The sequence below is a fragment of the Microbacterium sp. LWS13-1.2 genome, from assembly GCF_040144835.1.
Taxonomy (GTDB): domain Bacteria; phylum Actinomycetota; class Actinomycetes; order Actinomycetales; family Microbacteriaceae; genus Microbacterium.
In genome coordinates, this window is record NZ_CP151632.1 from 4,110,634 (window position 1) to 4,123,787 (window position 13,154).

The window sequence follows — 13,154 nt, forward strand, 5'->3', positions numbered from 1 at the left end:
CGCGACACCCCTCGAGAACCGGAGGTTCGAATGCTCGTCGCCTTCTCCGTCGCCCCCAGCGGGACCGGCCGTGCCGACGGCTCGGTGCACGATGCCGTGGCCGCCGCCGTGCGGGTGGTCCGCGACAGCGGCCTGCCGCACCGCACGACGTCGATGTTCACCGAGATCGAGGGGGAATGGGACGAGGTCTTCGACGTCGTAAAGCGGGCCACCGACGCCGTGGCGCCCTACGGCTCGCGGATCTCGCTCGTGCTCAAGGCCGACATCCGGCCCGGATACACGGGAGAGCTCGACGGCAAGATCGAGCGACTGGAAGCCGCGGTAGAGCGGCAGGAGGTCGACGGCGGGCTCGAGTAGAGGCCGGTCGCACCGCCGCGCCGTCTTATGCGACGTCGGGTGCCGAATCGATTCGACAGCGGGCGCGACCGCCGCTAGCGTGACGTGGTGCCCTCCTCGGACCTGACGACCTCCTCCCTGTCGAAGAAGGCCGCGATGTGGGCGCTCCTGTCGCTCGCCGTCGGCAGCTTCGGCATCGGCATGACCGAGTTCGTGGTGATGGGCCTCCTGCCGAACATCGCGGAGGATCTGCTGCCGTCGCTGTGGGCCACGCGCTCCGAAGATGCGATCGCGCAGGCCGGCTGGCTCATCTCGCTCTACGCGCTGGGCGTGGTCGTCGGTGCTCCGACCATCGCCGGCGCGGTGGCGAAGTATCCGCGCCAGCGGGTCATGATCGGGCTCGCCCTGGCGCTCACCGTCTTCAACGCGCTCACGTTCCTCGCCCCGACGTTCGAGTGGGTCGCTGCATCCCGGTTCCTCGCGGGGCTCCCGCACGGCGCGTACTTCGGCATCGGCGCGCTCGTGGCCGCCGACGTGCTCGGCCCGGGCATGCGCGCGAAGGGCGTCGCGTTCGTGCTGACCGGCCTCACCGTTGCGAACGTCGTCGGTGTGCCGCTCGGGACGTACCTCGGGCAGCAGGTGGGCTGGCGTGCCGCGTTCATGGTGGTGGCGGCCATCTTCGCCGCCGCGACGATCCTCATCGCGTTCTTCGTGCCCGAGCGGCCGGGGGATCCGAGCCGCACGATGCGTGCCGAGCTCAAGGTCTTCCGCATCGGGCAGGTGTGGCTCGCGCTCGGTGTCGGTGCGATCGGCTTCGGCGGCTTCTTCGCGGTCTATAGCTACATCGCCCCGCTGGTGACGGAGGTCGCGGGCTCGCCCGAGTGGGTCGTGCCCATCGTGCTCGTCGTCATGGGCCTCGGCATGACCGTCGGAAACCTCGTCGGCGGGCACCTCGCCGACGTCGACCTCAAGCGCACGCTCATCGGCGGGCTGATCGGGGTCGCCGTCGTGCTCGCGCTCCTCGCCGTCACGGCGGAGTGGATCTGGGCGCTGGGCTTCTTCGTGTTCGCGACAGGCTTCGTCGCGTCGGCGCTCAGTCCCACGATCCAGACGCGCCTGATGGACGTCGCACAGGACAACCAGTCGATCGCCGCGGCGCTCAACCACTCCGCCCTCAACATCGGCAACAGCCTGGGCGCGTTCCTCGGCGGCGTCGTGATCGCGGCGGGCTGGGGCTTCCTCGCGCCCGCGTGGGTCGGCGTGGCGCTCGCCGGCGCCGGTCTCGTGCTCGCTGTGGCGAGCATTGCGGCCGAGCGTCGCCGCGTGCTCGTCGCGGTGTGAGCGTCGCAGCGTGCTCGTCGCGGCGAGACCGCGGCGTCCGGCATCCGCTCAGCCGCACTCCGGGGCCGTGGACGCGGTTCGGGCGCTGGGTAGAGTGAGCGGATGCCGGAGCCCACGCCCGCCGACCGTGCGCTGCAGGCGCTGAGCGACTCGATCGGCGGCGCGCGGAGTCGTCGTCCCGAGGACGCCAACGACCCGTCGGTCCCCGTGGCGGCGACCGTCGTCCTCCTGCGCGACACAGCCGACGGGCTCGAGGCACTGATGATCGAGCGGCCCGACCGCGGCTCGTTCGCCGGCGCGTGGGTGTTCCCGGGCGGCAAGCTCGAGGCCGCAGACCGCCGCGTCGCCGACGAGCCGGAGGAAGAGGTCGCCCGCACCGCGGGCGTGCGCGAGACGCGTGAGGAGACGGCGCTCGCTCTCGATCCGGACGCCCTCGTGACCCTGTCGTGCTGGGACCCGCCGCCCGGACTCGCGCTGCGGATCCGCACGTGGTTCTTCGTCGCACCGGCTGCCGCGGGCGTGCTCGCGCTCTCGGCCGACGAGGCGGTCGCGGCCGAGTGGCTGCGTCCGGCCGACGCGCTGGCACGGCATGGCCGCGGGGAGTTCACGCTGTACCCGCCGACCTGGGTGACGCTGCACGGCCTGGCCGGCCACGCCGACACCGCGTCCGTCATCGGCGCCGCGCGACTGGGCGGCGTGCACCACTTCGAGACGGTGGCACGCCGGGGCGGCGACGGACCGATGCTGGTCTGGCGGGGCGACGACGAATGGGATCCGGATGCCGCAGCCGCGGCATCCGGATCCCGTCATCGCCTGGAGATCGGCGCTCTCCCGTGGCGCTACGAGCGCACGGGCTGAGCCGGCCTCAGGCGCCGATCACATCGGCGACGCGCACCAGGTCCGCGAACGTGAACGCGCCGGGGGCTGCCCCGAGCGTCGGGATGAACGAGACGTTCAGCATCGACAGCGCGTCCCGGCGCAGCAGCGTGACGAACGTATCGGCCACGATCTTCGCCCCGAGCGGTCCGAGGTGCTCTCCGGCAGTCGTCACCATCGCCTCGCGCAGCACGTAGTACCAGAGCGGCGTCTTCTCGAGGAGGAGGCCGTCCTGCTGCTCGAGGACCGCGATCTCGTCGGCGGGAAGACCGTCGGTGAGCTGGGCGGCGGTGAGCACGGGCACGCCGAGCGCCGCCGCCGTCGCCTGTCCGCTCGGCAGGCCGAGGACGAGGCCGCGCAGCAGGTTGCGCGTCGCGAGGATGCTCATGAGCGCGTTGGTGCCCGACCCGTCGAGGTCCTCGAGCGCGCTCGCCAGCACGCTGTCGATCTTGCGTGCGCTGTTGAACACGGGGACGGCGAAGCCGATCTCGAAGAACGCGTTGAAGTCGACGACCCAGTTCGAGCGCACCGGCAGGTGCGGTTCGTGGATGAAGGCGAAGACGTCCGACATCGGCTTGTTGCGCAGTTCGAAGTTGAGCCAGTACTCGTCGCGGATCATGCTGTGCCCGAACCGGTAGGCGGCGACCGAGAACTCCACCGGCATCTGGAACCTGCTGTTCGGCTTCGCCTTCACGTTCGCCAGCGCGTCGTCGACCGCCGCCTGACCGCAGATGCGCGGCAGGAAGTCGTGCACGACCGCCCACTGATAGTGCAGCGTCGCCTGTCGCTTCGCCTCGACGAAGATGTCGCCGGTGAAGCCCGACGCGATCAGCTGGTCGACGATGGCGTTGTGCAAGCGGAGCATCGCGTGGTGCAGCTGCGACACGATGAGGTTCTCGTTGTTGCGCGGGTCACCGATGATCGCCGTGAGCGCCGAGGTGCGCGGCACGTCGAAATCGGTGTGCGCCACCATTCCGCCGCCGCCCGCGGCGCCGCCGGCGCCCCCGAGACCGCTGGGAAGGTTGGTGCCGAGCAGCATGCGGAACGCGGATGCCGGTTCTCCCGGTGCGGGCGCGGCGTAGAGGAACGCGTCCACCGCCGGACCCCTGCCGTAGACGCTGTCGAGATCGAGCATCGGCGAGCGCATGTTGTTGATGATCGTCGCGTCGACGAGAGCCGGTGAATCGAGCGCAGAGGACACGTCGAGGGTGATGTCGTGGTCGACGAACTGCCCGACGTAGGTGTAGCCGGCCGGCGTCGCCGAGTCGGCCGCGGTCTCGCGGCCGCTGTTGGCCATGAGGTTGCCGAGCTGGCTCAGCAGGTCTCGTGTCGCGTCGTCGAGCGGCAGTCGGCTGGCCGCGCGCACCTTGGCCTTCGTCAGGTACCCGAACTTGTCGGCGTCCGACGCGAAGACGTCGTGCGCCGGAAAGTACCCGAGCGAGAACTTGGCGCCGTGGAAGCGTCCGTGCTCCGGTCGTACCGCCTCCAGTGAGGACCGGATGTCGACGGGGAGCCGCGGCGCCTGCCGCTTCTCACCGGGCGACCTCTCGCGGGTGCCGTTCAGGCCCAGCTGCTCGCGCAGGAAGGGCTGCGCGGCGAATGCGTCTTCGGGCGACTCGGCACCCGATCTGGTATCAGTGCTCATGATTCCCTCCTTGGGACATTGCCCAGTGGGAGGGGGACACCTACAGCGGTGATACGCCGACGGCGCGAATCAGGACTCGAGCAGTCGCCGCAGGTGCGCACCGACCGCGTGCGTCTCGATGAGGAAGCCGTCGTGGCCGAAGTCGCTCGAGAGCACGACGGCGCGGTCGCCGTCGAGGGTGCGGCGGATGCCGCGCGCGATGCGGTGCTGCCCGTCGATCGGGAACAGCCGGTCGCTGTCGATGCCGAGCACGAGCGCGGTGGCGGTGACGAGGGCGAGGGCGTCCTCGACCCCGCCGCGGTCGCGGCCGACGTCGTGGGAGTTCATCGCCTCGACGAGCGTGATGTACGAGTTCGCGTCGAAGCGCCGCGTGAACTTGTTGCCGTGGAAATCGAGGTACGACTCGACGGCGAAGCGTCCGCCGTGGCCGAGCGGGCTCACGCCGGACTGCCAACTGCGCTGGAACCGCTGATTGAGCTCGGTGGGGGAGCGGTAGTTCAGGAGGGCCATGCGGCGGGCGAGCGCGAGTCCGCGGTTGGGGCCGTCGCCGTCGCCCGCGTCGTAGTACTCGCCGCCCAGGAAGCGCGGGTCGATGCGGATGGCCTCCTGCTGCACCGAGTTGAGCGCGATCTGGTCAGCGGTGTTGACCGGCGGCGACGACAGGATGCCGACGCGTGCCACGCGATCGGGCAGCATCACCGCCCACTCGAGCGCGTGCATGCCGCCCATGGACCCGCCGACGACGGCCGCCCAGACGTCGATGCCGAGCGCGTCGGCGAGGCGCACCTGCGCCGCGACCTGGTCGCGGATCGTGAGGTACGGGAATCGCGAGGCCCACTCGTAGCCGTCCGGGCCGATGGATGCCGGACCCGTCGAGCCCTGGCAGCCGCCGAGCATGTTCGGTGCGATGACGAACCAGCGGTCGGTGTCGATGGGGGCGCCGGGGCCGACGATGTCGTCCCACCAGCCGGAGGTCGGATGCCCCGCGCCGGCCGGTCCGCGCAGGTGGCTGTCGCCGGTGAGGGCGTGCAGCACGAGCACGGCGTTGTCGCGCGCGGCGTTGAGCTCGCCCCACGTCTCGTAGGCGAGGCGGTAGGCGGGAAGCTCGCGACCGCCCTCGGTGCGGAACGAGCCGAAGGCGGCGAAGTGGCGGTCGCCGACGGGGTCGCCGTCACGCCACGCGCCCGTCGCCGGCGGTCGCCCCAGCAGCAGCCGGGCGTCGGCCTCCGTCACCGGCGCGCTCGGCACCGTGTCTTCGGAGGTCTGCCAGTCCAATTGACACTCTCGTTTCGGAGGTAGTTGCGTTTACACGAGGGTATCCGGCGCGGCGCGGGCGATGGCCGGTGTTACGGCGGGTGAAATGCTGGCGCCGTCGCACAAGTCGACTTGCGCGAGTCGACGTACGATTTGCCGTCAGACCTGGGGTTTCACGCGTGCTACGCTCGCCGAGGTGGCGCTCGCTGGGAGCGCCGAGAGAGGGTCGAAATGACCAACGATGTTCGGGTCCTTGCCGAGATGATCGAGCGGCACGGGGCGCCGGTGGTGGAGACGGCAGGATGGCGCCTGGCCGCCAGGGTCGACGAGACGCTCGCCGAGACCGTGGAGGGCGTCCTCGCCGCTGAGGGCGCTTGGGGGCTCGTCGACCTCGTGTTGGTCGGTTCGGCGCTTGGCGGGCTCGGAGAGGCGCACGTAGCGCGTCTCGTGAGCCTTGTGGAGGCGCGAGTGAACCGGCACGCGCTGGCGGCGTGAGGACCGACCGGAGCTAGGTCTAGTAGCTCCGGGCGGCCTGTCGCCCAGGATAGGGCCCTCGGCATGATGCCGGGGCCCTTGTCGCGTGCTGCGCGTCGGCGGCTGGCGATACGGTCCTGTCATGAGGACTCTTGTGGCGGACGCCGCCGACGTGATGACGGTGGGCGACTGGATCCAGGTGGGCGTCGGCGTCGTGGCGTTGGTGGCCGCCATTGTTGCGCTCGCGGTTGGGTTGATCGACCGCCGGACGCAACTCCACATCGCGCGCCGCTCGCTGGAGCACGACCGCTTGAAGCTGGAGCTTGAGTACGCCGTGAGGCTCGCCACCAACAACAACCGGGGCGGGTCGACGGATCCCCTGGAGCGAGCACAGCTCGGCGCCGAAGCTCTCGCACTCACGACGGTCGTGGGTCCTCGTTGGGTGCCGCGCCAGTGGGAGCGAGTGACCAATGGCAAGACGCTGGAGGAGATGGCCGCCAAGCTCGACGCGCCGGAGGACGAGATTCCGCGCTGGGTCAAGGACAAGAACGAGACCGGGCTGGCGATTCGGGCAATTCTCGCCGAGCTGTACAAGGAGAAGTAGGCCAGGAACGACGAAAGGCCCCCGCTCCTCATGAGGGCGGGGGCCTTTGTCATGCCGCCGAGTAGGGGACGAGGGCGGCGTCGATGTTGCCGGCGGCGCGGCGGAGCGCGATGGTCGCGTGGCGGAGGGCCTCGACGGCGCCGAGGTAGCCGGCGCGGAGTTGGAGGCGGCGCTCGTCGGTGGCGGTGCGCTCGGTAGGCCGGGGGACGTCATTGGAGCTGGCGGCGACATCGTTTCGTTCGACGGGTGCGCCGGGTGGCGACTCCCACTGGACGGCGCCGGCGGTGCGGGCGATGTCGACGAGTTCGAGGGCGGCCGAGGCATGTTTGAGGGCGGCGTCACGGAGGGCGTTGGCGTCGCCGGCGGGGCGTGGGGTGGAGGTCATCGGGTGGGGTCCCTGTGGGTCGGGGGCGGTCGGCGCATGCGGTGATGCATGCATGGAGAGACCGCCTCCGGAGGGCTCGTTGCCCGCCGTCGGTCAGAGTTCCGGCGCTGGAACGGCTACGGGCTCGGGCTCGCCGACGAACGCGAGGAACTCGCGCCCGACGCCGGTGACCTTGGCCCAGGTGGGGTCACCTGGCGTGCGCTGGAGCGCCTCGGGGATGCGGACGAGTCGCTCAGCATCCAGGTCGGCGACCCGGCGAGCGACCTGGAATTGCCAGACCTCAGCGGGCACGCGGAATGCTGCGTTGAGCGGGTGATCCGGGCCGGGCGGGACGAGACCGTCGCCGACGTACGGGATGCCGTGAGCTTGAAGCCAGGCCTCGGGGTCGTTGAGGTACTGAAGCATCCAGACATGGAGGTCGTCGTAGTCGTTGACGAGCTTGGTGAACCGCTCGCGCCGGGCGGACGGGAACGCGGCCCACGGTCCGCCATTGGCCACGGCGGCGGCGAGGCGGCGGCGCTTGGCGTGCGATGAGGTCTCGGACGCGACGCGGGAGGCGCGAGTCATGCTCGCGATGAACTCGTCCGAGGCGATGACGTCCTCGACCGTGAGCGCCTCATCGACGCCCGCGGCGACACGCTCAAGCTCGCGTGCGACGGCGGCGTTGAAGTCGTGTTGCATCGCCGCCTGCCGAGTCGCGACGGCGTGGCCGAGGACCTCGGCAAGGATCGGGCCGGCGCCGGGGATCATGAGCGAGAGTGCAATCTTGCCGACCGTGGCGAGTGCATCCTCGGCGGGCTCGTGCGGTGGGACGAGGGAGTCGATGTCGGCCATGGGGACATCATGCCGCGCGGTCGGCGTCGTGGACGGGCGTGTCACGCCAATAGAGGCAGGATGGCGCTCAGAGGAGGCCGTCTCTGCGGTAGCTCTGGACGCGCTCCTCGAACTCCCGCCGACGCTCGCGCTCGTACGGCGTCTGCAACTCGGGTGTGTTGGTGACGTCGCGGCCGTTGAGATGTGGTCGTTCCCACGGCGGATCCGCGCCGGCGCGTAGGTAGGTGAGTTCGAGGTCGCGGTTGGGGCGACCGGGCAGAGAGCCGGGGCGCGGGTCCATGGCTCGACGGTAGGCCGCGCGGCAGACAGACGCCAGGGGAACGACGAAAGCCCCCAGGACGCCGGGAGAGGCGAGCCTGGGGGCTGGGGATCAAAACTGGGCGTCGGCGGATGCGGCGCGGTCGGGTGAGACCCCCGCAACGGCCATCCGCCCGGCGTCAGGAGGGGATGATTGCGCCCGGATTCTCGACCGTGTTGTCCGCGGTTACGTCGAGCCGGAAGCGGGGGAGCGAGGCGCCGACGAGAGCGAAGGAGACTTCGTAGGTGCCGATGGCCAGATCGGCCTCCGCGAGCCCCGTAGCGTCGAGTGTCGCGGTGACGAGGCGGGGCGCGATGGTCGCCGGCGGTTCTGCATCCGGGAGGTGCGCGGGCTCGACGCGCCGGAACCGCACCGCGCCGCGCATGGCGTCACCCGTGGGGTCGCTGTAGCGGCCCCAGACGTGTCCGGAAAGTGGCATGAGGTTCCAATCGATGGGAAGGCGAGGACGGTCAGAACGGCGCTGGTTCCGAGTCGCCGCGACGTGCCGCGTACGGTTCGCCGGCCTCAACGTGGACACAGGCGCCGACATCGGTGAAGTAGGGTGCGTCGGCGTGCTCACGGGCCGTGCGGAACACGACGGCAGCGCGCTCCTGGAGAAGGCGGGCGCGGTCGACCGAGGAGGCCTCGGACGTGGCCGAGGACACCTCAGGATGCTCGCGCACCGCGTCGAGGGCGGCGCGGAGTGGGTGGACGCCGGCGCCTACGGCGCCCGAGACGTCCAGGGGGGCAAGCGCCGCGATACGCGCGGCCGGACCGGTGTGCCCCGCGCGGCGTTCGGAGGAGGGTGCCCTCATCGGGTTCCGCCGTGTCGACCTCGGGCCATGCGCTGGGCGCGGCTGGTCGGTGGGACGAGCTTGGAGAGAATGCTGGCCGCCGCGGTGCGAACGAGGCGGGCCTCGGTAACGGCCGGGTGCAGGACGACTTGCCCCATGGACCCAGTCGACGTGTGGCCGGCGGCGGTGGCGACCTCGTCGAGCGCGTAGGCGGTGGCGAGGAGTTCGCAGGCCTCGACGAGAGAGGCGAACGCCGGGCCGGCGAGTTCAGGCAGGAGGTCGAGGGTGCCGTCGTAGGTGTCGACGACGGCCTCGGGCCAATGCGAGGGATGGTCGGTGATGGTGGTCAATTGGCTCCTAGAACCCTTGAAGTCGGCCGGGTGACCGAGAGGTTGATGGCGGGACGACTACGTCCTCGCCGGGGTGCGAGGGCTCCTCGCCCTTGAAACAGTCCCAGCACTTGCCGAGGCCGCGAGTGGGGAACTCGGCGACTCTCAGGAGGCGGCCGCAGGGGCCTACGCATCGTTGCATCGTGGTGTCCTTCCGGGGGTGCGTGCGGTGGAGAAGCGGAGCGATGCTATCCAAAAATCAGGGCTCTGCTGGGCCGCACAAAGCCACGCTATGCCGCTCCGGGCGGGAAGGGAGGGGGCGGGAGGGGAGTCCTCCCCCAGGGGTCAGGCGGTCAACGCCGCGTCGATGCGGAGATGCTCGGATCAGAAGTGCCGTGCCACGTCGGCGCTCGCATGTATGTTGACCCTGTGACGGTGCCCGAGTCCCTGCCCCAGGTGCTGATCTTCGTGGCCATGCTCGTGCCGGGATTCAGCTTCGTGACGGTCCGCACGGGTTACGTCGGCTGGCGAACTCCTGACCACGGTGCCGGCTCGCGCATCCTGGAAGCGCTGTACGTCAGCGCCATCTTCCTCGTGGTCTACGCCGGGCTCCTCGTTCTCGGGTTTGGTGTGGCTGCCATCTGGACGGGGGAGGGAACGCTCAGTGCGCTCCAGCGTTGGATCGAGACGGGATGGAAAGGTGCCCCCGCCGGACTCGTCGCCGTCGTGGCGGTCTTGCTTCTCGTCGTGGTGCCGGGAGGCATTGCGGCGCTGATCAGTCGCCGGACGAAGGTGACCACCGTCCAGGAGGACGGCACGCTTGCAACGGTCTCGAAGCCGGTGAACCGGAATCAGGCGATGCCGCGGGCGTGGGATCATGCCGCCTACGGCGCGGACCTGCCGCGGTTCGTGCGTATCAAGACCTCGACCGGTGTCTACATCGGTGGCTGGTTCGACGCCGCGGGGTACATCAGTACCTACCCGTATGAACGTGACATCTTCATCGCGCATCAGTGGCGCATGAGCAAGACCGGTCAGTTTCTTGAGCGGATCGAGGACTCGCTCGGTGTGTGGGTGCCGATCACAGATGCGTGCCACGTCGAGTGGATCAATATGAAGCCCAGCGAGGGCGACGACAACGAGTAGGGAGAGATATGTCAGACGACAAGGGACAGTCAGACCACCTGTCACACGGGAGCGCGCCGCGACTGATCCAGGAGGGCGCGAAGCCCAACGCAGGGAGCAAGCCCACGCCTGCCATCAAGCCGCCGACGAGCGGGCCGTCCGGGGGCGCGGGCGACTCCGGCGCGGCGTCGGAGTAGGTCGATGGCTGAGGAACGAGGCACCGAGAACCGCGGTGCACAGCCGAAGAGTTCCAACGGTCAGTTTGGAGCGCGGCCGACGATGATGAAGCCGGTTGATGTGAAGCCGCCGCCCACGCAAGGGCCGAGGGGTTCCGCCGGCGACTCAGGGGCGGCGAAGAAGTAGCGCCCTAGCGGGCCGTCGCCTCCACCTGATCGGGGCCCACGCGGTCGGATGCGCGTGGGCCCATGTTGCACTCCTCGGTGTCAGCGTCGGAGAGTCGCCGCGACGGATCGTTCGAGGTTCGTCTGGGCGCGCTGGAGCTTTGCCCGCTTGTCCTCGGTCGACGTCGACTAGTCGTTGTAGGTGGTGGAGTAGTTGTTGCCAGTGATACCCGCGAGGCTGGCAGTGATGGCCGCCGCGGTGCGCTCCGCGATGCCGCCCTCGACGTTGCCAACCTCGACGCCTGACAACGAGTCGACGGCGGTCGAGGCGAGGCTCAGGCCAGCGGCGCTGATCTGGTCATCGGTGTCGGCGAGACCGATGGCGAAGCCCTCGCCGGTCCACTCGCCGAGTTGGCGCATGAGCTTGGAGGGGGAGGCTATGCCAAGGAAGTCCTTGACGCCGGCGATGGCGTCCTCAATCGGGGCATTGATTGCGTCCCAGATGTCGCCGGCCATGGAACCGATGCCGTCGAGGAGGCCCTGGATGAGATCGGAGCCGGTGTCGTAAAGCCAGTCGCCGACGTCGCCGAGCCAACCCTGGATGTTTGGCCACAGGTCCTTGAACCATGTTTCGAGGTCGCCGAGGGCGTTGTCGACGGCGGACGTGATGCCGTCCCACGCGTCCTCAAGGATGCCCTTGATGCCGTCCCAGACGGCATCCCAGTCGCCCTCAATGGCCGAGGTGACGACCTGGATGACGCCCTGGATGACGTCTAGGGCGACCTTGATGATGTCGGTGATGAGGCCGAACACAACCTCGACGACAGGCATGAGTGCCTCGATGATCGGGATGAGGAAGTCCGCAATCTGGGTGATGAGCGGGACCACGGCCTCGGCGAGGGCGGCGAACAATTCGCCGGCAACAGTGAGGATCGGACCGAGCGCAGTGAACAGCGACGACACGATGGGCAGGGCCGCCGCCAGGACGCGCGAGATGACGTCGGCGATGATCGCGATGACCGGGGCGAGTGCCTGGGCCGCGGTCGTGAGGACGCCGGCCATGACGGTCGCGATCTGAGCGAGGAGGGCGCCGATCTGGGGGAGGACCGGGGCGAGGCCCTGGAACAGGATGCCTAGCGGCGAGATGCTCGGCAGGAGTTGGACGAGGGCGCCGCCGAGTTCGGTGAACGCCGGGCCGACGGTGGCGAACAACGATGAGAGGCCGGGGCCAATCTGGTTGATGAGGGGGCCGGCGCCGTTGACGATGTCCGCGAGGACCCCGGTGACGGACGAGGCGGCCGGCAGGAATGCGGTGCCGATGGTCGCCTTGAGGTTCTCCCAGCCGGCGGAGAGTTGCGCCTGGCGGGCCTGGAGCGACCCGGACTCGCGGGCGGCGGCGCCGTGGGCGTCGGCGGTCTGCTGCATGATGAGCGCGAGCGTCGCGGCCTGGGTCGCCTCGGCGGAGAGGGAGCCTCCGACCTTCTCGAAGCCCATGGCCGCGGCCTGCGCGTCGATGGCTGCCTGAGTGAGGCTGACGCCGTAGCGTTCGATGGGGTCGCGCTCGCCCTTGAGGGCAGAGGAGAGCGCCCCGACAGCATCGGAGGTCGTGCCTCCGAACATGGCGGCCAGGTCCGCGCCGACGCCGATGAGTTCGGTGGTCTTGCCACCGAGTTCCTCGACGGCCGTACCGCCGTTCTTGAGCTGAGACCCGAGCACGGTGGCGAGGTTGTTGGCCTCGTTCGCGGTCAGGCCGAACGCGGAGGACGCGTTCGCGGCAAACTCGTGCATCGCGGGGGAGGTGCCCTTGAACACGGCGTCGATGGCGCCGCGGGACTGTTCAAGCTCGCCGGCGGCCGAGATGGTGCCCGCGACGAATGCGCCCATGGCCGCGACGCCGGCGGTGGCGATGCCGGCGGGGCCGAGAACGGCCGCGCCGAAGCCGGCAAGCATGCCACCCCCGAGGGACTTGCCGCCGGCCTTGCCGGTGCTGTCGAACTCTCCGCCGAGCTGGCCCTTGAGGGCGGAACCGAATCCCTTGGTGGACGGGACGACGTTGAGGGTGGCGTGGCCGATGACGTTGGACATGGGGGCGCCCTTTCGGGATGCACGAGAAAGCCCCCGCCGGCGAGGAGGCCGGACGGGGGCTGATGAGGAGGTGGGGACTAGTTGGCGTGCCGGTTGCCATGACCACCGCGGGCGCGGGATACGGCGGTCATGGCAAGGAGGGCACGGCGATGCGGAGGCATCTCGGCGAGGAGCCGGTCACGCTCGGCGCGCACCTCGTCGAGGTACGCGCGCTGGAGAGTGGGGAATGGGACTGACGGGCCGGTCACTGGAAGATGCCGACTATGCCGGCCCAGATGCCGACCAGCGCCCAGATGCCGAGGGAGACGAGCACGGCGCCGGTGAGGACCGTGAGGAGGCGGCTGAGGGCCGTGGGCGCCGGCGCTGAACGCTGGATCGTTGACAGGGCACGGAGCCGCCTGGCGGAGCCTTTGGTGTGCGCGGACATGTGGCC

17 protein-coding genes are annotated in these 13,154 nt (G+C 69.9%); 7 read left to right on the top strand and 10 right to left on the bottom strand.

All coding sequences use genetic code 11. The features are described from left to right. Window positions 1–30: 30 nt before the first annotated feature. The 3 genes from MRBLWS13_RS18870 to MRBLWS13_RS18880 all read left to right on the top strand — a co-directional run bounded on the left by MRBLWS13_RS18870 (window position 31) and on the right by MRBLWS13_RS18880 (window position 2,535). The gene (locus MRBLWS13_RS18870; protein WP_349426849.1) at window positions 31–357 is read left to right on the top strand and encodes a thiamine-binding protein; all 327 of its coding nucleotides are present in this window, start codon (window positions 31–33) and stop codon (window positions 355–357) included. Window positions 358–492: 135 nt separating this feature from the next. Then, complete coding sequence (locus tag MRBLWS13_RS18875) at window positions 493–1,677, top strand: MFS transporter (protein ID WP_349429109.1); 1,185 nt, start codon at window positions 493–495, stop codon at window positions 1,675–1,677. A 102-nt stretch (window positions 1,678–1,779) separates the two neighbouring features. Further along, window positions 1,780–2,535, top strand: coding sequence for an NUDIX hydrolase (locus tag MRBLWS13_RS18880; protein ID WP_349426850.1), 756 nt, complete (start codon window positions 1,780–1,782; stop codon window positions 2,533–2,535). A gap of 7 nt (window positions 2,536–2,542) precedes the next feature. On the opposite strand, the gene MRBLWS13_RS18885 is transcribed toward MRBLWS13_RS18880, so the two are convergent. After that, on the bottom strand, window positions 2,543–4,198 hold the full coding sequence (locus MRBLWS13_RS18885) for a heme peroxidase family protein (protein WP_349426851.1): 1,656 nt from the start codon (window positions 4,196–4,198) through the stop codon (window positions 2,543–2,545). 69 nt (window positions 4,199–4,267) lie between these two features. Further along, entirely contained in the window at window positions 4,268–5,473 is a 1,206-nt protein-coding gene (locus MRBLWS13_RS18890; RefSeq protein ID WP_349426852.1) for a homoserine O-acetyltransferase, read from the bottom strand. A 210-nt stretch (window positions 5,474–5,683) separates the two neighbouring features. On the opposite strand from MRBLWS13_RS18890, the gene MRBLWS13_RS18895 reads away from it, so the two are divergent. Both MRBLWS13_RS18895 and MRBLWS13_RS18900 read left to right on the top strand, forming a co-directional pair. Then, window positions 5,684–5,947 (top strand): hypothetical protein, encoded by a 264-nt coding sequence (locus tag MRBLWS13_RS18895; protein WP_349426853.1) that lies wholly within the window; start codon window positions 5,684–5,686, stop codon window positions 5,945–5,947. A gap of 133 nt (window positions 5,948–6,080) precedes the next feature. After that, window positions 6,081–6,530 carry a hypothetical protein gene (locus tag MRBLWS13_RS18900; protein WP_349426854.1) on the top strand — a complete coding sequence of 150 codons (450 nt, stop codon included), beginning with the start codon at window positions 6,081–6,083 and terminating at the stop codon, window positions 6,528–6,530. A 49-nt stretch (window positions 6,531–6,579) separates the two neighbouring features. Here the strand turns inward: MRBLWS13_RS18900 and MRBLWS13_RS18905 are convergent, their stop codons facing one another. The 6 genes from MRBLWS13_RS18905 to MRBLWS13_RS18930 form a co-directional block, all read right to left on the bottom strand. Then, entirely contained in the window at window positions 6,580–6,915 is a 336-nt protein-coding gene (locus MRBLWS13_RS18905; protein WP_349426855.1) for a hypothetical protein, read from the bottom strand. 93 nt (window positions 6,916–7,008) lie between these two features. Then, window positions 7,009–7,749, bottom strand: a complete 741-nt coding sequence (locus tag MRBLWS13_RS18910; RefSeq protein WP_349426856.1) for a hypothetical protein — start codon at window positions 7,747–7,749, stop codon at window positions 7,009–7,011. A gap of 67 nt (window positions 7,750–7,816) precedes the next feature. Then, a complete protein-coding gene (locus tag MRBLWS13_RS18915; RefSeq protein ID WP_349426857.1) occupies window positions 7,817–8,029 on the bottom strand; it encodes a hypothetical protein in 213 nt (70 codons plus the stop codon). A 157-nt stretch (window positions 8,030–8,186) separates the two neighbouring features. Beyond that, window positions 8,187–8,486 carry a hypothetical protein gene (locus tag MRBLWS13_RS18920; RefSeq protein WP_349426858.1) on the bottom strand — a complete coding sequence of 100 codons (300 nt, stop codon included), beginning with the start codon at window positions 8,484–8,486 and terminating at the stop codon, window positions 8,187–8,189. Window positions 8,487–8,517: 31 nt separating this feature from the next. Continuing rightward, window positions 8,518–8,862: a hypothetical protein gene (locus MRBLWS13_RS18925; protein ID WP_349426859.1), complete on the bottom strand. Its 345-nt coding sequence runs from the start codon at window positions 8,860–8,862 to the stop codon at window positions 8,518–8,520. Continuing rightward, window positions 8,859–9,191, bottom strand: a complete 333-nt coding sequence (locus MRBLWS13_RS18930; RefSeq protein ID WP_349426860.1) for a hypothetical protein — start codon at window positions 9,189–9,191, stop codon at window positions 8,859–8,861. The genes MRBLWS13_RS18925 and MRBLWS13_RS18930 overlap by 4 nt, the downstream gene beginning before the upstream one ends. A gap of 414 nt (window positions 9,192–9,605) precedes the next feature. Between MRBLWS13_RS18930 and MRBLWS13_RS18935 the strand changes: the two genes are divergently transcribed. Next, a complete protein-coding gene (locus MRBLWS13_RS18935; protein WP_349426861.1) occupies window positions 9,606–10,316 on the top strand; it encodes a DUF6338 family protein in 711 nt (236 codons plus the stop codon). Window positions 10,317–10,825: 509 nt separating this feature from the next. Here MRBLWS13_RS18935 and MRBLWS13_RS18940 read toward each other — a convergent pair. Beyond that, window positions 10,826–12,721: a hypothetical protein gene (locus MRBLWS13_RS18940; protein WP_349426862.1), complete on the bottom strand. Its 1,896-nt coding sequence runs from the start codon at window positions 12,719–12,721 to the stop codon at window positions 10,826–10,828. Between the two features lie 98 nt (window positions 12,722–12,819). On the opposite strand from MRBLWS13_RS18940, the gene MRBLWS13_RS18945 reads away from it, so the two are divergent. Next, entirely contained in the window at window positions 12,820–12,957 is a 138-nt protein-coding gene (locus tag MRBLWS13_RS18945; RefSeq protein ID WP_349426863.1) for a hypothetical protein, read from the top strand. Window positions 12,958–12,965: 8 nt separating this feature from the next. Here the strand turns inward: MRBLWS13_RS18945 and MRBLWS13_RS18950 are convergent, their stop codons facing one another. Next, window positions 12,966–13,148, bottom strand: coding sequence for a hypothetical protein (locus MRBLWS13_RS18950; RefSeq protein ID WP_349426864.1), 183 nt, complete (start codon window positions 13,146–13,148; stop codon window positions 12,966–12,968). Between the last annotated feature and the right edge of the window lie 6 nt (window positions 13,149–13,154).